This is a genomic window from Nocardia blacklockiae (assembly GCF_015477355.1).
Classification (GTDB): domain Bacteria; phylum Actinomycetota; class Actinomycetes; order Mycobacteriales; family Mycobacteriaceae; genus Nocardia; species Nocardia blacklockiae.
The window spans coordinates 216,891-240,662 of the sequence record NZ_JADLRJ010000008.1; the positions used below are offsets into that span (position 1 = coordinate 216,891).

The 23,772-nt window shown below is 70.6% G+C and carries 22 protein-coding genes; 15 read left to right on the top strand and 7 right to left on the bottom strand.

Annotation, left to right across the window (positions count from 1 at the left end):
* Positions 1–275: 275 nt before the first annotated feature.
* The 5 genes from rfbD (at position 276) to IU476_RS24275 (ending at position 5,317) form a co-directional block, all read left to right on the top strand.
* A complete protein-coding gene (gene rfbD / locus IU476_RS24255) occupies positions 276–1,115 on the top strand; it encodes a dTDP-4-dehydrorhamnose reductase (protein WP_195103982.1) in 840 nt (279 codons plus the stop codon).
* An 11-nt stretch (positions 1,116–1,126) separates the two neighbouring features.
* Positions 1,127–2,026 carry a glycosyltransferase family 2 protein gene (locus tag IU476_RS24260; protein ID WP_195103733.1) on the top strand — a complete coding sequence of 300 codons (900 nt, stop codon included), beginning with the start codon at positions 1,127–1,129 and terminating at the stop codon, positions 2,024–2,026.
* Between the two features lie 57 nt (positions 2,027–2,083).
* Positions 2,084–3,154 (top strand): mannose-1-phosphate guanylyltransferase, encoded by a 1,071-nt coding sequence (gene manB, locus IU476_RS24265; protein ID WP_195103735.1) that lies wholly within the window; start codon positions 2,084–2,086, stop codon positions 3,152–3,154.
* Between the two features lie 62 nt (positions 3,155–3,216).
* Complete coding sequence (locus IU476_RS24270) at positions 3,217–3,789, top strand: TetR/AcrR family transcriptional regulator (RefSeq protein ID WP_195103737.1); 573 nt, start codon at positions 3,217–3,219, stop codon at positions 3,787–3,789.
* 52 nt (positions 3,790–3,841) lie between these two features.
* Entirely contained in the window at positions 3,842–5,317 is a 1,476-nt protein-coding gene (locus tag IU476_RS24275) for a phytoene desaturase family protein (RefSeq protein ID WP_195103738.1), read from the top strand.
* A gap of 2 nt (positions 5,318–5,319) precedes the next feature.
* On the opposite strand, the gene IU476_RS24280 is transcribed toward IU476_RS24275, so the two are convergent.
* The 5 genes from IU476_RS24280 to IU476_RS24300 form a co-directional block, all read right to left on the bottom strand.
* Entirely contained in the window at positions 5,320–6,240 is a 921-nt protein-coding gene (locus tag IU476_RS24280) for a cation diffusion facilitator family transporter (protein ID WP_195103739.1), read from the bottom strand.
* A gap of 64 nt (positions 6,241–6,304) precedes the next feature.
* Positions 6,305–7,561 carry a mannose-6-phosphate isomerase, class I gene (manA, locus tag IU476_RS24285; RefSeq protein WP_195103740.1) on the bottom strand — a complete coding sequence of 419 codons (1,257 nt, stop codon included), beginning with the start codon at positions 7,559–7,561 and terminating at the stop codon, positions 6,305–6,307.
* A complete protein-coding gene (locus tag IU476_RS24290) occupies positions 7,561–8,757 on the bottom strand; it encodes an amino acid adenylation domain-containing protein (protein WP_195103741.1) in 1,197 nt (398 codons plus the stop codon). Before IU476_RS24290 ends, manA begins: the two co-directional genes overlap by 1 nt.
* 103 nt (positions 8,758–8,860) lie before the next feature.
* A complete protein-coding gene (locus IU476_RS24295) occupies positions 8,861–10,252 on the bottom strand; it encodes a phosphomannomutase/phosphoglucomutase (RefSeq protein WP_195103742.1) in 1,392 nt (463 codons plus the stop codon).
* 168 nt (positions 10,253–10,420) lie between these two features.
* Positions 10,421–10,813 (bottom strand): DUF3499 domain-containing protein, encoded by a 393-nt coding sequence (locus IU476_RS24300; protein WP_228824266.1) that lies wholly within the window; start codon positions 10,811–10,813, stop codon positions 10,421–10,423.
* Positions 10,814–10,892: 79 nt separating this feature from the next.
* On the opposite strand from IU476_RS24300, the gene IU476_RS24305 reads away from it, so the two are divergent.
* Positions 10,893–11,369: a metallopeptidase family protein gene (locus IU476_RS24305; protein ID WP_195103745.1), complete on the top strand. Its 477-nt coding sequence runs from the start codon at positions 10,893–10,895 to the stop codon at positions 11,367–11,369.
* Between the two features lie 39 nt (positions 11,370–11,408).
* On the opposite strand, the gene IU476_RS24310 is transcribed toward IU476_RS24305, so the two are convergent.
* Positions 11,409–11,642, bottom strand: coding sequence for a WhiB family transcriptional regulator (locus IU476_RS24310; RefSeq protein ID WP_024799873.1), 234 nt, complete (start codon positions 11,640–11,642; stop codon positions 11,409–11,411).
* A 557-nt stretch (positions 11,643–12,199) separates the two neighbouring features.
* Between IU476_RS24310 and cofD the strand changes: the two genes are divergently transcribed.
* Genes cofD through IU476_RS24325 form a run of 3 tightly spaced genes read left to right on the top strand, consistent with a single transcriptional unit; the run spans position 12,200 to position 15,072 of the window.
* Positions 12,200–13,198, top strand: a complete 999-nt coding sequence (cofD, locus tag IU476_RS24315) for a 2-phospho-L-lactate transferase (RefSeq protein WP_324194253.1) — start codon at positions 12,200–12,202, stop codon at positions 13,196–13,198.
* Positions 13,195–14,550 (top strand): coenzyme F420-0:L-glutamate ligase, encoded by a 1,356-nt coding sequence (locus IU476_RS24320; RefSeq protein ID WP_195103749.1) that lies wholly within the window; start codon positions 13,195–13,197, stop codon positions 14,548–14,550. Before cofD ends, IU476_RS24320 begins: the two co-directional genes overlap by 4 nt.
* A 3-nt stretch (positions 14,551–14,553) precedes the next feature.
* Positions 14,554–15,072, top strand: coding sequence for an NUDIX hydrolase (locus IU476_RS24325; RefSeq protein WP_195103751.1), 519 nt, complete (start codon positions 14,554–14,556; stop codon positions 15,070–15,072).
* A gap of 229 nt (positions 15,073–15,301) precedes the next feature.
* On the opposite strand, the gene IU476_RS24330 is transcribed toward IU476_RS24325, so the two are convergent.
* The gene (locus IU476_RS24330; protein ID WP_195103753.1) at positions 15,302–16,654 is read right to left on the bottom strand and encodes a cation:dicarboxylate symporter family transporter; all 1,353 of its coding nucleotides are present in this window, start codon (positions 16,652–16,654) and stop codon (positions 15,302–15,304) included.
* Positions 16,655–16,854: 200 nt separating this feature from the next.
* Here IU476_RS24330 and IU476_RS24335 point away from each other — a divergent pair, with 200 nt between their 5' ends.
* From IU476_RS24335 to mtrA, 6 genes are all read left to right on the top strand, one after another.
* Positions 16,855–18,381 carry a sensor histidine kinase gene (locus IU476_RS24335; protein ID WP_195103984.1) on the top strand — a complete coding sequence of 509 codons (1,527 nt, stop codon included), beginning with the start codon at positions 16,855–16,857 and terminating at the stop codon, positions 18,379–18,381.
* Positions 18,378–19,073, top strand: a complete 696-nt coding sequence (locus IU476_RS24340) for a response regulator (protein WP_195103755.1) — start codon at positions 18,378–18,380, stop codon at positions 19,071–19,073. The genes IU476_RS24335 and IU476_RS24340 overlap by 4 nt, the downstream gene beginning before the upstream one ends.
* A gap of 380 nt (positions 19,074–19,453) precedes the next feature.
* Positions 19,454–20,554 carry an alkane 1-monooxygenase gene (locus IU476_RS24345; protein ID WP_228824208.1) on the top strand — a complete coding sequence of 367 codons (1,101 nt, stop codon included), beginning with the start codon at positions 19,454–19,456 and terminating at the stop codon, positions 20,552–20,554.
* A gap of 110 nt (positions 20,555–20,664) precedes the next feature.
* Positions 20,665–22,140, top strand: coding sequence for an adenosylhomocysteinase (gene ahcY / locus IU476_RS24350; protein WP_195103759.1), 1,476 nt, complete (start codon positions 20,665–20,667; stop codon positions 22,138–22,140).
* A gap of 218 nt (positions 22,141–22,358) precedes the next feature.
* Complete coding sequence (locus IU476_RS24355) at positions 22,359–23,006, top strand: dTMP kinase (RefSeq protein ID WP_195103761.1); 648 nt, start codon at positions 22,359–22,361, stop codon at positions 23,004–23,006.
* Positions 23,007–23,084: 78 nt separating this feature from the next.
* A complete protein-coding gene (mtrA, locus tag IU476_RS24360) occupies positions 23,085–23,762 on the top strand; it encodes an MtrAB system response regulator MtrA (RefSeq protein ID WP_228824209.1) in 678 nt (225 codons plus the stop codon).
* Positions 23,763–23,772 lie beyond the last annotated feature (10 nt).

A 23,772-nucleotide genomic window follows, 5' to 3' on the forward strand; every position in this document is an offset into this window, starting at 1 on the left:
GCGACAGCTCCGATTCACGTCTACTCTGCGACACCTCGTATTCCTTTCGACGTTTCCCCCGCTCCCGGCTCGACAGCCGCGCCCCGCGTGCCCCTGCGACGAGGCTAGCCAACCCGGCGGCCCCGACGGTTCAACCGCTGCTGGCGCGGCGTGCCAGACTGGCCCGCGTGACTGCTGCGCCTCCCTCCCGGCCCGACGACACCGCCCGGTCCGCGGCGGCCGCCGACACGGCGGAACACCCTGCGGCCGAAGGGCGCAACGGCCACCGCCCGCGCCTGGTCGTCACCGGTGCGGGCGGGCAACTCGGCCGTGCCGTCCTCGCTCGGGAACCGGCCGCTGTCGCTCTGAATCGCGACGACGTGGACATCACCGACGCCGCCGCGGTGCGCGCGGTGCTGCGGCCGGGCGACGTGCTGCTGAACTGCGCCGCGTATACCGCCGTGGACGCCGCCGAAACCGACCCCGACGCCGCCTTCGCGGGCAACGCGACCGGACCGGCCGTGCTGGCCGAGGCGTGCCGCGCGGTCGGCGCGGGCCTGGTGCACGTCTCCACCGACTACGTCTTCGACGGCACGGCGGACCGGCCCTACGAGCCCGCCGACCCGACCGGCCCGACCAGCGTGTACGGCCGCTCCAAGCTGGCGGGCGAACAGGAGGTGCTGCGGCTCGCGCCGACCGCGCACATCGTGCGCACCGCGTGGGTGTACACCGGCGACCACGGTGATTTCGTCGCCACCATGCGGCGGCTGGAACGCGAGCGCGACACCGTCTCGGTCGTCGACGACCAGGTCGGCTCGCCCACCTACGCGCCGGATCTGGCCGCCGGGCTGCTGGAACTGGTCGCCCGGCTGGCCGCGGGCGCCCCGCTGCCGCGGATCCTGCACGCCACCAACGCCGGCCGCGCCACCTGGTACGAGGTGGCGCGGGCGGTCTTCGCGGGCGTCGGCGCGGATCCCGAGCGGGTGCGGCCGTGCACGAGCGCCGAATTCCCCAGTCCCGTACGGCGCCCGGCCTATTCGGTGCTGTCGAACCGAGCCTGGGTCGGCGCGGGTCTCGCACCACTGCGGAACTGGCGAGACGCACTGGGGGACGCGCTGAATCGCGTCGGCGACTAGGCTGCATCGTCGTGAACGCCTCGGATTCAGTCGCACGGCCGGGCCTGGCCGTTGTCACGGTGACCTACTCGCCCGGTGAGCACCTCGAGCACTTCATCAGCACGCTAGCCACCGCGACCAGTGAGAAACCGCAGGTCGTGCTGGCCGACAACGGCTCGACCGACGGCACGCCGGAACTGGCCGCCGAGGCGAACGAGCACGTCCGGCTGCTGCGCACGGGCGGCAACATCGGCTACGGCGGCGCCATCAACCGCGCCGTCGCCGAACTCGACCCGGACATCGAGTTCATCGTCATCGCCAACCCGGACATCCGCTGGAGCACCGACTCCATCGACACCCTGCTCGCCGCCGCCGAACGCTGGCCGCGGGCCGGCGCGCTGGGCCCGCTGGTGCGCGAGCCGGACGGAAGCCTCTACCCGTCGGCGCGCTCGGTGCCCGGCCTGCTCGACGGGGCGGGCCACGCCCTCCTGGGCACCATCTGGCCCGGCAACCCGTGGACCCGCCGCTACCGCCAAGAGAACGAGGAGATCTCCGAGCGGACCGTCGGCTGGCTGTCGGGTTCCTGCCTGCTGGTGCGCCGCGCCGCCTTCGACAGCATCGACGGTTTCGACTCCCGCTACTTCATGTACATGGAGGACGTCGACTTCGGCGACCGGATGGGCCGGGCCGGCTGGCACAATGTGTACGTGCCGTCGGCGGAGGTCACGCACGCCAAGGGCCATGCGGCCGGACGCAATCCGGAGGCGATGCTGCCCGCGCACCACGCCTCGGCGTACCGCTTCCAGGCCGACCGGCATCCGCACTGGTGGCAGGCGCCGCTGCGGCTGGCGCTGCGCGTCGGACTTGCGATTCGCTGCCGGCTTGCGGTTCGATCCGCTCTGCGCGAGCGCGATCGCACGGCGCAGCAGTAGAGCGTCACGATCGTCGAACCACGCCGCGCGTGGACCGAACCTGAACAGGGGAGACATATGCCGGACACCGATGCCGTGATCCTGGTCGGCGGCCAGGGGACGCGGCTGCGCCCGCTGACGCTGTCGGCGCCCAAGCCGATGCTGCCGGTGGCCGGCCTGCCGTTCCTGCACCACCTGCTCGCCCGCATCGCCGACGCGGGGATCACCCACGTCGTGCTCGGCACCTCGTTCAAGGCCGAGGTGTTCGAGGAGCACTTCGGCGACGGGGCCGAGCTGGGCCTGGACCTCGAGTACGTCACCGAGACCGAGCCGCTGGGCACCGGCGGCGGCATCCGCAACGTGCTGCCCAAGCTGCGCGCCGACACCGTGCTGGTGTTCAACGGCGACGTGCTCGGCGGCGCGGATCTGGGCGCGGTGCTGGACACGCACGTCTCCAGCAACGCCGACGTGACGCTGCATCTGGTCCGGGTGAGCGATCCGCGCGCGTTCGGCTGCGTGCCGACCGACGAGAGCGGCCGCGTGACGGCCTTCCTGGAGAAGACCCAGGATCCGCCGACCGACCAGATCAACGCCGGGTGCTACGTGTTCCGGCGCGAGTACATCGAGAAGATCCCGTCCGGCCGCCCGGTGTCGGTGGAGCGGGAGGTGTTCCCGTCGCTGCTGGCCGAGGGCGCGCACATCCAGGGGCACGTCGACGTCTCGTATTGGCGCGACATGGGCACCCCGGAGGACTTCGTGCGCGGCTCGGCGGACCTGGTGCGCGGCATCGCGCCCTCGCCGGCGCTGCCCGGCCAGCGCGGTGAGTCGCTGGTGCACAACGGCGCTGGCGTCGCGCCCGGGGCGGTGCTGATCGGCGGCACGGTGGTCGGTCGCGGGGCCGAGGTGGGCGCGGGCGCCCGGCTGGACGGCGCGGTGCTGTTCGACGGCGCGCGCGTGGAAGCCGGTGCGACCGTGGAGCGTTCGATCATCGGGTTCGGCGCCCGGATCGGCCCGCGGGCGCTGGTCCGCGACGCCGTGATCGGTGACGGCGCGAGCGTCGGCGCGCGGTGCGAACTGCTGCGCGGTGCGCGCATCTGGCCGGGCGTGGAACTGCCGGACGGCGGCATCCGCTTCTCCACCGACGTCTGAGCCCGGACCGTCGCACCGAATTGTGCGCGGCTATCTTGTCTAGCGGTGCTAGAATTTGGCCGATGGGCACGCAGACACGAAAAGAGCGCCAACGCGCGGAGCGGCATCGCCTGATCATCGACACCGCGCGCGAGATCGCCGAGGCCCAGGGCTGGGACGCGGTCACCGTGCGCCGCCTGGCCGACGCGATCGAGTACAGCCAGCCGGTGCTCTACAGCCACTTCGCGGGCAAGGACGCGATCGTGGCCGCGGTCGCCGAGCAGGGCATCGCCGAACTGGCGGTCGAGTTCCGGCGGCTGCGCACGGCCGCGTCGACCCCGGAGCAGGCGTTGACGGCGGTGGCCCGGGGCTACCTGGACTTCGCCCGCGACAAGCCCGCGCTGTACCTCGCGATCTTCGGCCTCGACGTGGACCTGAAGTTCGGCCCGGAGGCGCCGCAGGCGCTGCGCGACGCCTTCGGCGAACTGGCCGCGGTCTTCGGGCCCTTCGCCGGCGACGACGACGTGGAGACCTTCACCGAGGTCGCCTGGAGCGCCCTGCACGGCCTGGCCACCCTGGAGCGGGACGGCCGCCTGCGCCCGGACTTTCGCGACGAGCGCCTGGCCATTCTCGTGCGGCACTGGACTCGCGGCTGACGCCGCCCGCGCGCGCCGCGGCGCGTCGTAGCCGCCGCCTACAGTGGTGATCATGGCGGATGCGGTTGTGATCGGGTCGGGGCCCAACGGGCTTGCCGCCGCGGTGGTTCTGGCCCGCGCCGGGCTCGCGGTGGAGGTGCACGAGGCGGGCGACACGCTCGGCGGCGGCTGCCGCACGGCCGAACTCACCCTGCCCGGCTATCGGCACGATGTCTGCGCGGGCGCGCACCCCCTGGCCTGGGCGTCGCCGTTCCTGCGCGCGTTCGACCTGGCGGCACACGGCGTCGAACTGCTGACGCCGGAGGCGTCGTTCGCGCACCCGCTGGACGGGGGAGTCGCGGGTGTGGCGTGGCGGGAGCTGGATCGCACGGTCGCGGGCCTGGGCCGCGACGGCGCGGCGTGGCGGCGGCTGTTCGGCCCGCTGGTGGCGCACTGGGACAGCCTGGTGGGCCTGGCCATGTCGGATCTGCGGCACCCGCCACTGGACGTGGTCACCGGTGTGCGCTTCGCGCGGCGCCTGCTCGAACAGGGCACGCCGCTGTGGAATCTGCGTTTTCACGAGGACCCCGCCCCGGCCCTGTTCACCGGCGTGAGCGCGCACGCCATCATCCCGCCGCGGGCCTTCTCGGCCACGGGTGTGGCACTGCTGCTGGCGAGCCTGGCCCACGCGGGCAGCGGGTGGCCGGTCCCGCGCGGCGGCAGCCAGGCCATCGTCGACGCGCTGGCCGCGGATATCGAGCGGCACGGCGGCCGCCTCGTCACCGGGCACCGGGTGGACTCGCTGGCCGAATTCGACGGTGCCCGAGCGATTCTGCTCGACACCGCCCCCACCGAACTACTGCGCCTGGCCGAGGATCGGCTGCCGTCCCGCTACGCGCGGCGGCTGCGGAAATTCCGCTACGGCGGCGCGGCCTGCAAGGTCGACTTCGCGCTGTCCGGTCCCGTGCCGTGGCAGGCCGAGGGCTGCGACCGGGCGGGCACGCTGCACCTGGCCGGCACGCGCGCGGAGTCCGTCGCGGCCGAGAAGGCCGTCGCCGCGGGCGAACACGCCGAGCGCCCGTTCGTACTCGCCATCCAGCCCGGCGTGGTGGACTCCTCGCGGGCCCCGGCGGGCGGCCACACCTTCTACACCTACGCCCACGTGCCGAACGGTTCCACCCGCGACGTGAGCGAACAGATCATCACCCAGGTCGAGCGCTTCGCGCCGGGCTTCCGCGACCTGATCCTGGCCCAGCACGTGCGCCCCGCCGCGGCGATGCCCGCCTACAACGCCAACTACGTCGGCGGCGACATCGCCGCCGGCGCAATGGATCTGCGCCAGACCGTGTTCCGCCCCACCCCCCGCTGGAACCCGTACGGCACACCCCTCGAAGGCGTCTACTTCTGCTCCTCCGCCACCCCGCCCGGCCCCGGCGTCCACGGCATGTGCGGCCTGCACGCCGTGACCCACGCCCTCCGCGACCGCTTCGGCATCACCACCGACCCCCTCGCGCTTTTGCGAACCGCCGCGGCCACACCACCCGACTGACCTCAGGCGGGTTGGGTGCGATAGAGATCCGGCTCGATGTACATGACGCGGGCGATGGGGACCGCGGCGCGGACGCGGGCCTCGGCGTCGTCGATGGCCTTGGCGATGTCGGCGATCTCGAGGCCGGGGACGATCGACACCTTCGTGGCCACCAGGAGTTCGTCGGGGCCCAGGTATTCGGTGCGGAGGTGGATGACGCGATCGATGCGCTCGCCGTCGACCAGGTTCTCGCGGATCTTGCGGTCCTGGTCCGGGGTGGCGCCCTCGCCGACCAGCAGGCTCTTCATCTCCACGATCAGCACGATCGCGATGACGCCCAGCAGCGCGCCGATCCCGAGGGTGCCGATGCCGTCCCAGACCGGATCGCCGGTCACCATGGTCAGCAGCACCGCCGCCAGCGCGAAGGCCAGGCCGACCAGCGCGCCGGTGTCCTCGAGCAGCACCACCGGCAGCTCCGGATTGCGCGAGTTGCGGATGAACCGCCACCAGCTCGAGTTGCCGCGCAACGGCGCCGACTCACGCATGGCCGTGACGAAACTGAAGCCCTCCAACCCGATCGCGATGACCAGGATGGTGACCGCCACCAGCGGCGAGGTCAGCTCCTCGGGATGCTGAATCTTGTGGATGCCCTCGTAGATCGAGAACATCGAGCCGAGCGAGAACAGCACCAGCGCCACGACGAACGAGTAGAAGTAGCGGTTGCGCCCGTACCCGAACGGGTGCAGCGCGTCGGCCTCCTGCTCGGCCCGCTTCTGTCCCAGCAGCAGCAGTCCCTGGTTGCCGGTGTCGGCCACCGAGTGCACGCCCTCGGCGAGCATCGAGCCCGAGCCCGTGATCGCCGCGCCGACGAATTTCGCGATCGCGATGCCGAGATTCGCGCTCAGCGCCGCGAGGATCGCCTTCTTCCCACCACCGGCAGACATGGTGCAGCACGGTCCTTTCGTCGTGTCCGATTCGTCCGAACAACTTACCTGGCGGCCGGACCGTTCACTCGCCGCCGACGCAGGCGCAGAACAGCTGTGCCGGACCGTCGACCGCCTGCGCGCGAATGTGGCTGTCCGCGGCCGAGATCCAGGCCGCGCCGCCGGGCGTGATCCGCAGTTCGTCCGCGCCCTGCCACAGCCGCACGGTGCCGGCCGTGCACAATATGATGCCCGGTCCGGTGCGCGGCACCGGTATCGGCTCCGCCCCCGCGCCCAATTCGAATCGGCACAGCGCGAATTCGGCGGCGGGCGTGCGGTATCGGAACGCGGGCGACGCCGCGTCCGGATCGCCGAGCGGCTCCGGTTCCACGATCGGCACGTCCAGCGGCTCGAAGTCGAGCACCCGCAGCAGCTCCGGCACGTCGACGTGTTTGGGTGTGAGCCCGCCGCGCAGCACGTTGTCGGAGCTGGCCATGATCTCCACCCCGATCCCGCGCAGGTAGGCGTGCAGATTGCCGGCGGCCAGGTACAGGCCCTGGCCCGGTTCCAGCGTGATCCGATTCAGCAGCAGCGCCGCGAGCACGCCCGCGTCGCCCGGATACGCCTCGGCCAGCTCCAGCGCGGTGCGCGCCTCGGCCGCGAACTCCTTGTTCGGCGACGCGTCCGAGTCGGCGGAGCCCTTCTCCGACAGGTACCGCACGCAGCCGTCGAGCACCTGCGGCAGCAGCCGCTCCAGCATCGCCTGCGGCAGCGTGATCCAGGTGGTGAACAGCGTCCGCAACCCGGCCGAATCCGGTTGTGCCGCGAGCAGTTCGGCGTAGTTGACCAGGTCGGGGATGGCCAGCGCGCGCAACAGCGCGACGGTGCGCAGCGGGTCGCGGAACCCGGCCAGCGCCTCGAAACGCTCGAGTGCCACCACGAGTTCGGGTTTGTGGCTGTCGTCGCGGTAGTTGCGCATCGGCGAATCGAGCGGGACCCGCGTCTGGTTCTCCCGTTCGAAACCGGCGCGGGCCTGGTCGGCGCTGGGGTGCGCCTGCAGCGACAGCGGCTCCTCGGCGGCGAGGATCTTCACCAGGAACGGCAACCGGCCGTCGAATGCCGGTGCGACCGAACCGAGTTCGCGCGCCGGGTCGGCGCTGACCACCTCGAGCAGCGACTTCTTGTGGCCGTCGACCGACACCCGGGCGGGGTTGGCGGGATGGGCGCCGAACCAGAGTTCCGCCTCCGGATGCGCGGAGGGAACCGGTCGGCCGCACAGCTGAGCGAGTGCGGTGCGCGACCCCCAGGCGTAGGAGCGCAACGCACCAACGAGTTCTTGCACTAGTAGCGTCCCCCGTCGTACCGCTCGGTGCGCTCAGCGGCGGGCGGTGATCCGAGCAGGCGCAGGTAGGCGGCCGCCATCTCCAGCCGGAGTACCAGTACCGCAAGCTGTTCCAGCTCGGTGCCGCGCCCGGCGGCGGGCGGCGGGCCCGCGGCCTCGGGCTCGCGCGGTGCGGCGGCCTCGGTGCTGGCCAGTTCCGCGTCCACGTTCACCAGGTCGGCGTCGACCAGGCCCGCGCTCGCGCCGAACGTCGCGAGCCGGCGCCGCGCCGCCACCTGATCGGTGTCGGAACTGACCACGAAGATCCGTACCCGCTCCACCGGGGCGGGGCCGTCGAGCTGCTCGTCGTGGAACATCGGATCGAAGCCGGGGGCGGCCGTGCCGGCCGACTCGATCATGCGGGCGTTGGCGGCCACGGCGTCGGCCAGCCCGGTGGCGGCGGCGATCCGCCCGGCCGCCGACAGCAGCACCTCCGCGGTGTGCGCGGCCACCTGCGTCGCGGCGGGGGAGTCCCCGGCCAGCACGATGCGCCGCTCCAGCATGCGGGCGGCGAGCATCTTGGCGGGGTTGTGGAAGACCTCGTTGTGCGGGCCGTCGCGCAGCGCCTCGGCGTCGAGTACGTCGGCGAGCGCGTTCAGATTGGGCACCAGCGGACCGACCCGGCTCGGGTCCACGGCGTGCAGCACCGCGACGCCCACGGCCAGGTAGCGCAGCAGCCGGTTGTGGTCGAGCACCCGCACGCGCGGCGGCAGCAGCGCGGCGCGCCCGGCGGCCGCGGCCCGCATCGGACCCTCGTCGGGGGCGGCGACCACCACTTCGGCGCCGCGGCGCAGGGCGCGGTCCACGGCCCCGATCAGCCGCGGGTCACCGGCGTCGTCACCGGCCACCAGCACCACGTCCAAGGGGCCGACCCATTGCGGGATGGCGGTGGCGGGCACGATCGGCAGTCCGGCGCGGTCGCCCAGCGCGGCCATCAGCAGCGTGGCGGCGCGGTCGGCCCGGCCGGAACCGGAGACGAGCACCACGCTGCGCGGGCTCATGTCGCGCAGCCGGGCGAGCACATCCTCGTCGACGGCCGCGGCGGTGGCGCGCACCTGGGCGCCCGCCGACGCGGCCGACCGCAAGGCTCCTCCGGAGTCGGCGGCCTCCAGCGAGGCGACGTCATCGAGATCGAGTACCGGTGTCCCAGCGATCATCGGGCGTTGCCACCTCCCCTCAATCGGGTCACCAGGCCGGGTGAGCGCCCGGGTGAAGCGTTGACTGCGAATGAATTCGCACCTTGTGATTCCACTATTCCAGTCAGCCGCGGACGATGCTCAGGATCTCGGTCACGAGTGCGTCTACTTCCTCCTGAGATCGTGCTTCCACGTTGAGACGCAACAACGGTTCGGTATTCGAGGCGCGCAGATTGAACCAGGCATGGTCGGGCAGCTGGACGGTGACGCCGTCCAGCCGGTCCACCGACTGGGCCCGCCCTTCGAACGCGGCGACGACGGCCCGGGTGCGGTCCTGCGCGTCGGCCACCGTCGAGTTGATCTCCCCGGACGCGGCGTAGGTGGCGTAGGACGAGGCCAGCTCCGACATCGTCAGCGCCTGCCCCGACCCGTCCTTCTCGCCGAGCGCGGCCAGCACGTGCAAGGCCGCGAGCATGCCGGAGTCGGCGCCCCAGAAGTCGCGGAAGTAGTAGTGCGCGGAATGCTCGCCGCCGAAGATGGCGCCGGTGGCGGCCATCTGCTGCTTGATGAACGAGTGCCCGACCCGGGTGCGCACCGGGGTGCCGCCCAGCTCGGTCACCAGTTCGGGAACGGCGTGCGAAGTGATGAGATTGTGAATGATGGTGGCGCCCGGCTCCTTCGCCAGTTCGCGCTCGGCGACCAGCGCGGTGACCGCCGACGGCGAGACCGGCTCGCCGCGCTCGTCGACCACGAAGCAGCGGTCGGCGTCGCCGTCGAAGGCCAGGCCGATGTCGGCGCCGGTCTCGCGGACGAAGCGTTGCAGGTCCACCAGGTTCTTCGGGTCCAGCGGGTTGGCCTCGTGGTTGGGGAACGAGCCGTCCAGCTCGAAGTACAGCGGCGCGACGGTCAGCTGCGAGACCGGGCCGAGCACCGCGGGAACGGTGTAGCCGCCCATGCCGTTGCCGGCGTCGACGGCGACCTTCAGGGGCCGGATGCCGCTCAGATCGACCAGGCCGCGCAGGTATTCGGCGTAGCCGTCGAGCAGGTTCTGCTCGGTCGCGGTGCCGGGCGCGCCGTCGTGGCCGGGCACGCCGTCGATCAGTTCGGCGGCGATGGTGGCCAGGCCGGTGTCCTGTCCGACCGGGAGCGCGTTGGCGCGGCACAGCTTGATGCCGTTGTAGCGGGCGGGGTTGTGGCTCGCGGTGAACATGGCGCCGGGGCAGCCCAGCCGACCCGAGGCGAAGTACAGCTCGTCGGTGGAGGCCAGGCCGATGTGCACGACGTCGAGGCCCTGGGCGAGCACGCCCTCGGCGAAGGCCGCGGCCAGACCCGGCGACGACTCCCGCATGTCGTGCCCGATGACGACGCGGGCCGCGTCCTCGCCGCGCATCAGCCGGGCGAACGAGGCGCCCACGTCTCGCACGAAGTCGGCGTCGATCTGTTCCCCGACGACACCGCGAACGTCGTACGCCTTGACAACTGCATTCACGGACTCGGCAGACCGGGCGACTGTCATGGGGAACACCCTAGTAGGCCGACGGTGTGGAACGTATTCGGTACACCTGTGGGTGTGCCGAGAACGGCGCTACTTCGCCGTAGGCGAACACGCGGCCCGGACATCCCCGACATGTCGATCGATCAGGGGCGGGAGGAGGGCCGGGCGGACCGGCCGAGGGGAGCGACCTCAGTTGGGCGGGTCGGGGAGCACGCGCAGGTGTCCGCGGCGGCCGGTGCGCGGTGGGCGGCCGGTGCGGGCGGTGGGGTGCGGGGCGGGCTGGTAGTCGGAGTAGCCGCGCTGGTCGGGTTCCGGTGCGCGGCGGCGCATTCCGGCCTCCCGGACGGCCTCGGCCAGGGCGGTCAGGTCGTCCTCGTCGGGGGCGGAGAAGCCGCCCTCGTGGCGGACCAGTTCCCAACCCTTCGGCGCGGTGATGCGGGAGCCGTGGGTGTCGCACAGATCCCACGAATGCGGCTCGGCCACAGTGGCGAGCGGACCGACGACGGCCGTCGAGTCGGAGTACACATAGGTGAGCGTCGCGACGGCCGGATTCTTGCAGCCGGGTCGGCAGCAACGACGCATGGGTATCACGCCAAGGAGAGTAACCCTCCGCGGGCCCTCGCGCGGTGAGACACGCGAGCCGGAGTACTAGATTCGACACATGACCCGTTCACGCAAGCGGCCGCCCACGGCGCGGTCGGTGATCCGCCGTGGGCGTGGGGTGCGAGGGCCCATGCTGCCGCCGACCGTGCCCGCCTGGCGCACCCGGGGGCAGCAGTTCGACCGCCTGGTGCTGGAGGCGTTCGCGCCACTGGACAGCCGCTGGCACGACCGGCTCACCAAACTGGACATCGCGGTCGACGACGTGCCGAAGATCCGTCCGCTGCATCCGGATTCGGTGACCTGGCCGGACGAGGTGGTCGCGGACGGCCCGGTGCCGCTGTCGCGTCTCATCCCGGCCGGTGTGGACCGGCACGGCGCCGCGACCCGGGCCCGCGTCGTCCTGTTCCGCAAGCCGCTGGAGTTGCGCGCGGGTGACCCCGACGACCTGGTGGACCTCCTCCGCGAGGTGCTGGTGCAGCAGATCGCCACCTACCTGGGTGTCGATCCGGACGTCATCGATCCGGAGGAGGGCTGAGAAAGCCTGGGGGCCAAGGTATTTCCCTGACCCCCGGGCTCAGCTGATGCCGCGCTTGAGGCGCCGGCGCTCCCGCTCCGACAGACCGCCCCAGATGCCGAAGCGCTCGTCGTGGGCGAGCGCGTACTCCAGGCACTCGTCCCGGACCTCGCAGCCCATGCAGATGCGCTTGGCCTCGCGCGTGGAGCCGCCCTTCTCGGGGAAGAACGCCTCCGGATCCGTCTGGGCACACAGTGCCCGTTCCTGCCACTGCTCCTCGATGCTGTCGAACATCGCGTCGAAGTCGGTGACGATGAGGCTCAGTTTCGGCGGTTCGGGCGCGTGTTGCGTCCGTGCCCACTGTCCTCCCTGCGGTGGTGTCACCGTAGCTCCCCCCTCTCGGTCGTCGATCCAACTGTCGGCGCAGGCGCCAGGTGCTGCGCCTGCTGTGGAATCGGTTTGCGATACACCGCCCGGATTGCCCGACGGGGCCACGTCCTCGGCCATCGCTCCGCCTCCTCACTGTGTGTTAGCGCAGAATGATTATCCGTCGGAACCGATCTGCCCACCGACGGCCCAACACCGCGACGTTGTCCCGCGGACATCCCCGAGCGCGTCATCCCGGTACGAACGGGTGTTCGAAAAACGGTCAGCGCCTTGAACTCTCGCGCCGACCCGGAATGACATGTCTGTGATTAGACACGCCGGACGCGGCGATGGTCAAGCTGCCGACACAATTCCGTTACTATCCGCAGCCGTCTTCGGCGCGGTTCGGTAACCGCCGAGTAGCAAATGACCAGCAAATATGCTCTGGAGCATGCTGTTCGGGGCACCGCATAGGCTGTGCGGATGTGACTGGAGAACAAGCGGACATCGCGCCGGAGATCGGCCCGCGCATTGCCGTGTTGGTCGGCGGAGTCGGTGGCGCGCGCTTCCTGCTCGGCGTGCGCGAACTGCTGCCCGAGGCCGAGATCTCGGCCATCGTGAACGTCGGTGACGACGTCTGGATGCACGGCCTGCGCATCTGTCCCGACCTGGATACCTGCATGTACACCCTGGGTGACGGCATCGATCCCGAGCGCGGGTGGGGTCGGCGCGGAGAAACCTGGCATGCCAAGGAAGAGCTGGCGAAATACCACGCCCAGCCGGATTGGTTCGGACTGGGCGATCGGGATATCGCCACACACCTGGTTCGCAGCGAAATGTTGCGTGCCGGGTACCCGCTCTCGGCGGTTACGGAGGCGTTGTGCAATCGGTGGCAGCCCGGCGTGAAACTTGTACCGGCAACCGACGACAGATGTGAAACGCATGTTGTCATCAGCGACACGGAGAAGCCTGGCGAACGTCGCGCGATTCATTTCCAGGAGTGGTGGGTACGCTATCGGGCGGACGTCGAGACCCATGGATTCGTCACAATCGGGGCGGATCAGGCCAAGCCGGCCCCAAGTGTGACGCAAATCATAGAGTCGGCTGACGTTGTCCTGCTGGCCCCTTCGAACCCTGTGGTGAGCATCGGTGCCATCCTCGCGGTGCCCGGTATTCGCGGGGCGCTGCGCACTACGCGCGCCCGGGTCGTCGGGCTGTCGCCGGTGATCGATGGAAAGCCGTTGCGCGGCATGGCCGACGAGTGCCTGTCGGTGATCGGCGTGGAGACCACGGCGGAGGCGGTCGGCCGGCACTACGGGGCGCGGTCGGACACCGGCATCCTCGACGGCTGGCTGGTGCACTCCACCGATACGGCCGAGGTGCCGGGCGTGGAGGTGCGCAGCGTGCCGCTGCTGATGACCGACCCCGCCGCCACCGCCGAAATGGTCCGCGAGGCACTGGATGTCGCGGGGGTGAAGCCGTGAACGCTCCGCAGGGTACCGACCACGCGACCGGCGGGGAACTGCGCATCATTCCGGTGACCGGGCTCCCGGAGTTCCGGCCCGGCGACGACGTCGCCGAACACCTTGCGGCACAGGCGCCCTGGCTCGAGGACGGCGACGTGCTGGTCGTCACCAGCAAGATCGTCGCCAAGGCCGAGGGCCGGGTGGTGGCCGCGCCGCTGGACCCCGAGGAGCGGGATGCGCTGCGGCGCAAGCTGGTCCGCGAGGAGGCGGTGCGGGTGCTGGCGCAGAAGGGCCGCACGCTGATCACCGAGAACAAGATCGGCATCGTGCAGGCCGCGTCCGGCATCGACGGTTCCAACGTCGAACAGGACGAACTGGTGCTGCTGCCCACCGATCCCGACGGCAGCGCCAAGTCGCTGCGCGCCGCGCTCGCCGAGCGGCTGGGTGTGGATGTCGCGGTGGTCATCACCGACACCATGGGGCGCGCGTGGCGGGTCGGCCAGACCGACGCCGCGATCGGCGCGGCCGGGCTGCGCGTCGTGCACGACTACGCGGGCTCGATCGACGGGCAGGGCAACGAACTGCACGTCACCCAGGTCGCCGTCGCCGACGAGCTGGCCGCGGCGGCCGATCTGGTGAAGGGCAAACTGGGCGGCGTCCCGGTCGCGGTGGTGCGCGGCTGGGCCACCGACGACGACGGCTCCACCGCGACGGCGCTGCTGCGGCGCGGGGACGAGGACCTGTTCTGGCTCGGCACGGCCGAGGCGCTCGCCCGCGGGCGCTCCGAGGCCGTGCTGCTGCGCCGCTCGGTACGGCAGTTCGCCGACACCCCGGTCGATCCCGAGCTGATCCGCTCCGCGGTGTCGGTGGCGCTCACCGCGCCCGCGCCGCACCACACCCGGCCGGTGCGGTTCGTGTGGCTGCGCCGTGCCGAGGTGCGCGAGCGCCTGCTGACGGCGATGGCCGACAAGTGGCGGGCCGATCTCACCGCCGACGGGCTGCCGCCGGACCGGGTCGAGCGCCGAATCGCGCGGGGCCGCATCCTGTTCGACGCGCCCGAGGTGATCATCCCGTTCTGCGTGCCCGACGGCGCGCACGACTATCCCGACGAGCGTCGCCGCGCGGCCGAGTCGACGATGTTCACCGTGGCGGTCGGCGCGGCCGTGCAGGGACTGCTGGTGTCGCTGGCCACCGCGGGCGTCGGCAGCTGCTGGATCGGGTCCACCATCTTCGCCCCGGAGATCACCCGCGAGGTGCTGGGGTTGGAAGGCGACTGGAATCCGCTGGGCGGCATAGCGATCGGCTATCCCACCGAGGAGCTGACGCCCCGCGCGCCGCGCGAACCGGGCGTCGGCCTGCTGGAGCTGTAGCGGATGAGCGCGGAATCGCTGCACCGGTCGGCTACCGACCTGCTCGAAACCTGGTCTCCGCCAACGGGATCCGACCAGTCGCTGCGGCAGGCGATGCTGGCGTTCCTCGGCTCGGCGCCGCGCGGGTGCCTGCGCGAGCACGCGCCGGGGCACATCACCGCCTCGGCCATGGTGTTCTCGCACGACGAGCGGGAGGTGCTGCTGACCCTGCATCCCCGGGTCGGGTTGTGGATCCAGCTCGGCGGGCACTGTGAGGAGTACGACGACACCGTGCCCGCCGCCGCCCTGCGCGAGGCCACCGAGGAGTCCGGAATCGCCGCTCTCACACTGGAACCCGGGCTCTACGGGGTGCAGGCGCACCCGATCGTCTGCTCGCTCGGCGTGCCCACCCGCCACCTGGATCTGGTCTTCAAGGTCACGGCCCCGAAAGGTGCGGTGCCGGTGCGCAGTTCGGAATCCACCGACCTGCGCTGGTGGCCGGTGGACGCCCTCCCCGCCGACACCGACCTGATCCTGCGCTGACCCTCGGCCGCCCCCTCATGTCGGCGGCCGAGGGTGCGGGCAGGGCACCCACGCGGTGCGCGTCGTCGGCGCGGAAGCGATGCCGGGGCACCCGCGCGGCGCGGGTCGTCGGCGCGGAAGCGATGCCGTGTCGCCCGCGCGGCGTCGGCGTGGAAGCGCCGGCGCACTCACGCCCGGGGGGACGGCGGAGTGCGCCGGCGCGCTGGGCCCGGCCCGGGAACAAGGCGGGTTAGGCCGGGACCAGGTCTTTCTTCTCCTCGGGAGAGTCGGTGGGATGGGTGTCGACCATGGTGGTCTCGTCGAACGGGAGTTCGCGGTCCAGCACCGCGCGCACCCGTTCGGGGTCGATGGTCCTGGTCCAGGTGCCGACCAGGACGGTGGCGACGGCGTTGCCGGAGAAGTTGGTGACCGCGCGGGCCTCCGACATGAACCGGTCGATCCCCACGATCAGGCCGACGCCGTCGAGCAGTTCGGGCCGGTGGCTCTGCAACCCGCCGGCCAGCGTCGCCAGGCCCGCGCCGGTCACGCCCGCCGCGCCCTTGGACGCCACGATCATGAACAGCAGCAGCCCGAGCTGTTCGGTCCACGTCAGCGGCTTGCCCATGGCGTCGGCGATGAACAGCGTCGCCATGGTCAGGTAGATCGCGGTGCCGTCGAGGTTGAACGAGTAGCCGGTCGGCACCACGATGCCGACGGTGCCGCGCTCCACGCCCAGATGCTCCATCTTCGCGATCAGTCGCGGCAGCGCCGACTCCGACGACGACGTCGACACGATCAGCAGGTACTCCCGCGCCAGATACCGCACCAGCTTGAAGATCGACACGCCGGATGCGGCCCGCATCAGCACGCCCAGCACGCCGAACACGAACACCACACAGGTCAGATAGAACGCGACCATCAGCAGCGCCAGCTGTTTCACGGCCTCGAGCCCCGTGGACGCCACCACGTTCGCGATCGCGCCGAACGCGCCGATCGGCGCCAGCCACAGGATCATCGTCAAAATCCGGAAGACCAGTTTCTGAATCAGCCCGACCGCGTGCAGGATCGGCTCGCCCGTGGTCCCCATGGCCTGGATGCCGAAGCCGACCAGCAGCGCCACGAACAGCGTCTGCAACACACTGCCCGCCGTCAGCGAGGACAGCAGCGAGGTCGGGATGATGCTCTCCAGGAAGTGCCAGGTGCCGCCGGCGCCCTCCGCCTGCTTGGCGTACTTGGCGGCGTCGGACGCGTGCGAGGCGATGTTCAGCCCGGTGCCCGGCTCCAGCAGATTGCCGACCACCAGCCCGATCGCCAGCGCGATGGTCGACATCACCAGGAAGTACCCGATCGCCAGCCCGCCCACCTTGCCGACCCGGGAGGCCGCGCGGACCGACCCGATGCCCAGCACGATGGTGCAGAAGATGACCGGCGAGATCATCATCTTGATCAGGTTCACGAACATGGTGCCCAGTTCGCCGACCGACTTGCCGAACCCGGGCGCCAGCCAGCCGGCGAGGACGCCGGCCACCACCGCCACGACGACGGCGAGATAGAGCCAATGGGTGCGGTCGCGGCGGTGCGGCCGGGCGGTCTGGTCGGACATGAGACTGTGTTTCCTCCGGTACTGCGGTGTCCCTCGGTCGCCCTCGCGGGATCGCCGCGTGCGGGCCGGTCGCGGGCTCCGGCGGTGAGCCGGGCCACGCGTCCTGCCGACTATGGTGGTGGCTACCGTGACGGGGGTCACTATTTCGTACATTTCGTTCACCGGGAGGCGTCGTGCGGGTGAAACGCCGCGGCCGCGGCATGACGCTGGCGGGGCAGGTGTTCGCCGTGCAGCTGGTGGTGCTGGTCGCGGTGGTCGCGGTCGGGGTGGCGCTGACGGTGTGGGAACTGCGGCGCGATCAGGACGACGCGACCGCGCGGCGGGTCACCGGCATCGCGGTCGCCGTCGCGCAGGCGCCCTCGACCGCGGCCGCTGTGCAAGGTCCGGACCCCACGGCGCTGTTGCAGCCGGTGACCGAACGCATCCGGCTGGCGACCGGCGTGGACTTCATCGTCGTGATGGCCCCGGACCGCACCCGCTACACCCACACCGAGCCGGACCGGATCGGCAAGCCGTTCACCGGCAACATCGATCGCGCGCTGGCCGGGCAGACGTTCACCGAGACCTACGTCGGCACCCTCGGCCCGTCGATCCGCGCGGTGACGCCGGTCTACGCCGACGGCCGCATCGTCGCACTGGTCTCCGCGGGACTGACCCGCGCCCGCATCGGTGACCAAGTGCGCCAACAGCTTCCGCTGATCCTCGGTGCCGCCGGCGCGGGCCTGCTGCTGGCGGTGCTGGGTTCGCTGCTGCTGCGCCGCCGCCTGCTGCGCCAGACCCACGGCCTGGCGCCGGCCGAGCTGCGCAGTCTCTACGAGCACCACGACGCCGTGCTGCACTCCATCCACGAGGGCCTGGTGGTGTTCGACCGCGACGCCGACACCGCCGCGGTCGTCAACGACCAGGCGCGGCGCCTGCTGGAGCTGCCCGAGGGCCCGGTGCGCCGCGCCGACCTGCCGATCTCGTTGCGCCGGTTGGACATGCAGGTGGTGCGCGACGAGATGCACGTGACCGCCGAGCGCGTCCTGGTGGTGAACCAGGACGTCGTGCACTGGTCGGGCCGGCCGCTGGGCACGGTGCTCACGGTGCGCGACCACACCGAGCTGCGCGACATGATGGGCGAGCTGGATTCGGTACGCGGGCTGGCGGATTCGCTGCGCGCGCAGGCCCACGAGTCGGCCAATCGCCTGCACGCCGTCGTCACCATGGTGGAGCTGGGCCGCTACCGCGAGGCCGTCGAGTTCGCGACCGCCGAGCTGCGGCTGTCGCAGGCGCTGATCGACCGGCTGACCGGTGCGGTGCGGGAACCGGCGCTGGTGGCGCTGCTGCTGGGCAAGGTCGACCAGGCGATCGAGCGCGGCGTCGAGCTCACGGTGGCCGAGCAGACCCTGCTGGACACCGCCGCGCCGCTGACCGCCCACGAAATGGTCACTCTCGTAGGCAATCTCGTCGACAATGCCCTGGACGCGGTCGCCCAGACGCCCGACGCCTGGGTGGAGGTGACCGTGCGGCACGAGGCGGACGAGCTGTTCCTCCGGATCGCGGACAGCGGCCCGGGCATGTCCGAGGAGGTGTTCGCGCGCGCCATGGAACGCGGCTACTCGACCAAGACCGACCACCAGGGGCTCGGGCTGGCCCTGGTGCGGCGGCTGGTGGCACGCTACGGCGGCACGCTGCGCGCCGAACGCTCGCCGGAATCCGCTGTCGTGGTACGGATTCCGCGATGACCATCCGGGTACTGATCGTCGAGGACGAACCGCAGATCGCCGCCGCCCACCACGCCTACCTGGATCGGCTGGCGGGTTTCGCGACCGCCGCGGTCGCCCACACCGGCCGCGACGCGCTGCGCACGGCGACCCGCGCGGCCGAGGCGGGCGAGCCGATCGACCTGGTGCTGCTGGACATCGGCCTGCCCGACATCAGCGGTCTCGAGGTGGCGGCGGCCCTGGCCCGGCTGCGCCCGCGCCCCGACGTCATCGCCATCACCTCGGCCCGCGATCTCGAGATGGTGCGGTCGGCCGTCGCGCACGGCGTCGCGCTGTATCTGTTGAAGCCCTTCACCTTCGCGGCGTTTCGCGAAAAGCTGGACCGCTACCTGGAATTCCGGGCCGCGCTGCCGGCGGGCGAGGTCACCGTCACCCAGCACGACATCGACCGCGCGTTCAGCGCGCTGCGCACCGCCGACCCGAAGACCACCGCGCCCAAGGGCATCGCCCCGCACACCCTCGACGAGATCGCCCGCGCGGTCCGCGCCGCGGACGACGGGTTGTCGGCCACGGAAACCGGTCGGGCGGTAGGGGTTTCCCGGGTGACCGCGTGGCGCTATCTGGAGCGGCTGGCGCAGGATGGTGCGGTGCACCGGCGCACCGACTACGGCCGCGCGGGCCGCCCGCAGGTGCGGTACGTCTGGCGCCGCTGAGCGAGCACTCGATTTTCGAATCTCGTTGTGTTGTACAACAATTACCCCGCATCCCTATTGTGGAACATCGTGGTCGGCTGGCAGGGTTTCGGGCTGTCGCGGACGGCCGGCGACGCGGTGTCACGGTAGGGGGTGCCCGTGCACGCGGCGTTTGCCTGTGGTGTGCGGTGACAGACAACACCTGTGTAAAGGCTGAGAATGCGCTACGAGGTTTGTGACGACTACCACTGTTCCCTGTCGTGGTGAGGTGTAACGCCCCTACTGCCTGTACATATTAACTAGCAACCGTTCCAGGGTATTTTTAGCGGGGCAAAAACGTGCAAACGGTCGGCAAACGCTCGGGTTCGCCAGATCCGAAGCGGTATCTGTGGGTACTGGGGTTGTTGGCCCCCAGTTGCGCGCTGCTGCCGTCACAACTCGTGCTGCACACCGGATATCCGGTGTTCTGGTGGCTCGGGCCCATCGTCGTGCTCATCGTCATCCCGGTCCTGGACTGGGTGGTGGGCGAGGACGGCAACAACCCGAGCGACGAGGACTACGAGCGCCTATCCAACGACCGGTACTACCGGTGGTGCACCTATCTGTTCCTGCCGATCCAGCTCATCGGGCTGGGCATCGCCGCGTACATGTGGGCGAGCGACGAACTGAGCGTGGTCGACAAGCTCGGGCTCGCCGCGACGCTGGGCTTCATGAGTGGCATCGGCATCAACGCCGCGCACGAGCTGGGCCACCGGGTCGAGCACCTGGAGCGGTGGCTCGCCAAAGTCGCGCTGGCGCAGTCCGGCTACGGCCACTTCTACGTCGAGCACAACAAGGGCCACCACGCCCGGGTCGCGACGCCCTCGGATCCGGCCAGCGGCCGGCTGGGGGAGTCGCTGTGGGAATTCCTGCCGCGCAGCGTGATCGGCGGCTTCCGCTCCGGCATCCGGCTCGAGCGCGACCGCCTGCACCGCCGGAACCTGTCCTGGTGGAGCGTGCACAACAACATCCTGCAGGCCTGGGCGATGACCGCCGTGCTCTACGCCGGGCTGGTGCTCGTCTTCGGCCCGAAGCTGCTGCCCTACCTGCTACTACAGGCCGTCCTGGCGGCCGGGCTGCTGGAGACGGTCAACTACGTCGAACACTACGGACTGCTGCGCAGCAAGCGGCCGAACGGCATGTGGGCGCGCTGCTCGCCGGCCGACAGCTGGAACTCCGACCGGCTGGTCACCAACATCTTCCTGTTCCACCTGCAGCGCCACAGCGACCACCACGCCAATCCCGGCCGCCGCTACCAGACCCTGCGCAGCTCGCAGGAGGCGCCGCAACTTCCGGCCGGCTACGCGTCGATGATCCTGCTCGCGGCGATCCCGCCGCTGTGGCGGCGGGTGATGGATCCCCGGGTGCTCGCGCACTACGGCGGCGACATCAGCCGCGCGAACATCGCCCCGCGCAAGCGCGAGCGGATCCTGTCGAGTTACGGCCGGACCGCCGCCGCGTGAGGCAACAGGCCCTCGGCACAAGGGGTTTCGGCGCCGGACCCCGCCGTGCGTATCGCGTACGCAGCCGAGCGGCTAGCCTTTCCTGAGTACACGCCGACCAGGAGAGGCAGATGACGACCGCAGTGAGCAGCAAGATGACTGCCGACCACCGCAACGGGATCGATTACAAGGTGGCGGACCTGTCCTTGGCCGAGTTCGGCCGCAAAGAGATTCGACTGGCCGAACACGAGATGCCGGGCCTGATGGCGCTGCGGCGCGAGTACGCCGAGGTGCAACCGCTGAAGGGCGCCCGGATCTCCGGGTCGCTGCACATGACCGTGCAGACGGCGGTGCTGATCGAGACGCTGGTCGACCTGGGCGCACAGGTGCGCTGGGCGTCCTGCAACATCTTCTCCACCCAGGACCACGCGGCCGCGGCCGTGGTGGTCGGCCCGCACGGCACCGCCGACGAGCCAAAGGGCACCCCGGTGTTCGCCTGGAAGGGCGAGACCCTGGAGGAGTACTGGTGGGCCGCCGAGCAGATGCTGACCTGGCCCGGCGAGCCGGCCAACATGATCCTCGACGACGGCGGCGACGCCACCATGCTGGTGCTGCGCGGCGCCCAGTACGAGAAGGCCGGTGTGGTGCCGCCGCCGGACGAGAACCACTCCGCCGAGTTCACGGTCTTCCTGAACCTGCTGCGCGAGCGGTTCGAGACCGACAAGGGCAAGTGGACCGCGATCGCCGAGAGCGTCCGGGGCGTCACCGAGGAGACCACCACCGGCGTGCTGCGGCTCTACCAGTTCGCGGCCGCGGGTGAGCTGTCGTTCCCGGCGATCAACGTCAACGACTCGGTCACCAAGTCCAAGTTCGACAACAAGTACGGCACCCGGCACTCGCTCATCGACGGCATCAACCGCGGCACCGACGTGCTGATCGGCGGCAAGAAGGTGCTGATCTGCGGCTACGGCGACGTCGGCAAGGGCTGCGCGGAGTCGCTGGCGGGCCAGGGCGCGCGCGTGCAGGTCACCGAGATCGACCCGATCAACGCGCTGCAGGCGCTGATGGACGGCTATGACGTCGTCACCGTCGAGCAGGCCATCGCCTCGGCCGACATCGTGATCACCTCCACCGGCAACAAGGACATCATCACCCTCGACCATATGAAGGCGATGAAGGATCAGGCCATCCTGGGCAACATCGGCCACTTCGACAACGAGATCGACATGGCCGCCCTGGAGCGCTCCGGCGCCGAGCGGCTCAACATCAAGCCGCAGGTCGACCTGTGGACCTTCAAGGAGTCCGGCAGGTCGATCATCGTGCTGTCCGAGGGCCGCCTGCTCAACCTGGGCAACGCCACCGGCCACCCGTCGTTCGTCATGTCCAACAGCTTCTCCAACCAGGTCATCGCGCAGATCGAGCTGTGGACCAAGCCGGACGAGTACGACAACGAGGTCTACCGCCTGCCCAAGCACCTGGACGAGAAGGTGGCGCGGATCCACGTGGAGGCGCTGGGCGGGACGCTGACCAAGCTGACCAAGGACCAGGCGGAGTACATCGGGGTGGATGTGGAAGGGCCGTACAAGCCGGATCACTACCGGTATTAGTTCGCGCTGGATTTTTGGCCTTCGCTTCGCTCCGGCGGGTTCGCGGCCCTGAAGTCTCGCAGCTGGGACCCGTGTCGGGTACTCGTTCCTCGCACCCGCCACGCGTCCCAGCTGCGAGACGGGCCGCGAACCTCGGTTGTGTACGAGCCGGGGAAGTCGGTCCAGAAGTGGTGCATGCCCGTGTGGGGCTTGGTGGGGGTGGGTCTACCCTGCATCGCATGGGTGCGTTGGTTGCGGTGGAGGGTCTGGACGGGGCCGGGAAGCGCACGTTGATCGAGGCGGTCGCCGAGGGGCTGCGGGAGCGCGGGTTGCGGGTGGGGAGCCTGGCGTTTCCGCGGTACGGGCGGTCGATCCACGCCGATCTCGCGGCGGAGGCGCTGCGGGGGCGGCACGGGGACGTGGCCGCCTCGGTCAACGCGATGGCGCTGCTGTTCGCGCTGGACCGTGCCGACGCGCGCGACGAATTGTCGAAGTTGTTGGCGGACAACGATATCGTGCTGCTCGATCGCTATGTCGCGTCCAACGCTGCCTACAACGCGGCGCGGACCGGTCAGTCCGCCGACGGTGAAATCGCCTCGTGGGTGGCGGAATTGGAATTCGGCCGGTTCGAGCTGCCGGTGCCCGACGTGCAGGTGCTGCTCGACGTGCCCACCGAGGTGGCCGCCGAACGTGCCCGCCGCCGTGGCGAACTCGACCGGGCCCGCGCCCTGGACGCGTACGAAAGCGACAAAGGCCTGCAGGAGCGTACGGCGGCGGTCTATCGTGTGCTGGCCGAGTCGCGGTGGCACGGCCCGTGGTGGATCCATGCGCCGCATGACGATCCGGCAACACTGGCCGCGCGCCTCTCGGAAAAGGTTGCCCGATAGGGTTGGATGTGCGTCGGTAATGTACCAGTGTTGGCGTGGTTGCCCGTTCCGAGCCGGAGAGATGACAACATAGTAGTTATGAAGCCGAAGATTCTGGTCGTCGACGACGATATGGCGCTCGCGGAGATGCTCACGATCGTCTTGCGCGGCGAGGGTTTCGACCCCCACGTCGTCGGCGACGGCACGCAGGCGCTCACCGCGGTCCGGGAACTACGTCCGGACCTGGTGTTGCTGGATCTGATGCTGCCCGGCATGAACGGCATCGACGTATGCCGGGTGCTGCGGGCCGATTCCGGCGTGCCGATCGTCATGCTGACGGCCAAGACCGACACGGTCGATGTCGTGCTGGGGTTGGAATCGGGCGCCGACGATTACATCGTCAAGCCGTTCAAGCCGAAGGAACTCGTCGCTCGGGTGCGGGCCCGCCTGCGCCGCACCGAGGAGGAGCCGGCCGAGCTGCTGTCGATCGCGGACATCGTCATCGATGTGCCGGCGCACAAGGTCACCCGCTCCGGTCAGCAGATCTCGCTGACCCCGCTGGAGTTCGATCTGCTGGTGGCGCTGGCCCGCAAGCCGCGCCAGGTCTTCACCCGCGAGGTGCTGCTCGAGCAGGTGTGGGGCTACCGGCACGCCGCCGACACCCGCCTGGTCAACGTGCACGTGCAGCGGTTGCGCGCCAAGGTCGAGAAGGATCCCGAGAATCCGGAGATCGTGCTGACCGTCCGCGGCGTGGGCTACAAGGCCGGACCGCCGTGATCGAGCGGCC

Bases quoted from the DNA above. Each gene is read 5' to 3' on its own strand.
- IU476_RS24300 (WP_228824266.1), bottom strand. From the start codon at position 10,813: ATGCGTCGTTGCTGCCGACCCGGCTGCAAGAATCCGGCCGTCGCGACG.
- IU476_RS24295 (WP_195103742.1), bottom strand. From the start codon at position 10,252: ATGACAGTCGCCCGGTCTGCCGAGTCCGTGAATGCAGTTGTCAAGGCG.
- IU476_RS24335 (WP_195103984.1), top strand. From the start codon at position 16,855: ATGACGCTGGCGGGGCAGGTGTTCGCCGTGCAGCTGGTGGTGCTGGTC.
- IU476_RS24310 (WP_024799873.1), bottom strand. From the start codon at position 11,642: ATGTTCGACAGCATCGAGGAGCAGTGGCAGGAACGGGCACTGTGTGCC.
- IU476_RS24280 (WP_195103739.1), bottom strand. From the start codon at position 6,240: ATGTCTGCCGGTGGTGGGAAGAAGGCGATCCTCGCGGCGCTGAGCGCG.
- IU476_RS24325 (WP_195103751.1), top strand. From the start codon at position 14,554: ATGAGCGCGGAATCGCTGCACCGGTCGGCTACCGACCTGCTCGAAACC.
- IU476_RS24305 (WP_195103745.1), top strand. From the start codon at position 10,893: ATGACCCGTTCACGCAAGCGGCCGCCCACGGCGCGGTCGGTGATCCGC.
- mtrA (WP_228824209.1), top strand. From the start codon at position 23,085: ATGAAGCCGAAGATTCTGGTCGTCGACGACGATATGGCGCTCGCGGAG.
- IU476_RS24330 (WP_195103753.1), bottom strand. From the start codon at position 16,654: ATGTCCGACCAGACCGCCCGGCCGCACCGCCGCGACCGCACCCATTGG.
- IU476_RS24270 (WP_195103737.1), top strand. From the start codon at position 3,217: ATGGGCACGCAGACACGAAAAGAGCGCCAACGCGCGGAGCGGCATCGC.
- manB (WP_195103735.1), top strand. From the start codon at position 2,084: ATGCCGGACACCGATGCCGTGATCCTGGTCGGCGGCCAGGGGACGCGG.
- IU476_RS24355 (WP_195103761.1), top strand. From the start codon at position 22,359: ATGGGTGCGTTGGTTGCGGTGGAGGGTCTGGACGGGGCCGGGAAGCGC.
- IU476_RS24290 (WP_195103741.1), bottom strand. From the start codon at position 8,757: ATGATCGCTGGGACACCGGTACTCGATCTCGATGACGTCGCCTCGCTG.
- ahcY (WP_195103759.1), top strand. From the start codon at position 20,665: ATGACGACCGCAGTGAGCAGCAAGATGACTGCCGACCACCGCAACGGG.
- IU476_RS24340 (WP_195103755.1), top strand. From the start codon at position 18,378: ATGACCATCCGGGTACTGATCGTCGAGGACGAACCGCAGATCGCCGCC.
- IU476_RS24275 (WP_195103738.1), top strand. From the start codon at position 3,842: ATGGCGGATGCGGTTGTGATCGGGTCGGGGCCCAACGGGCTTGCCGCC.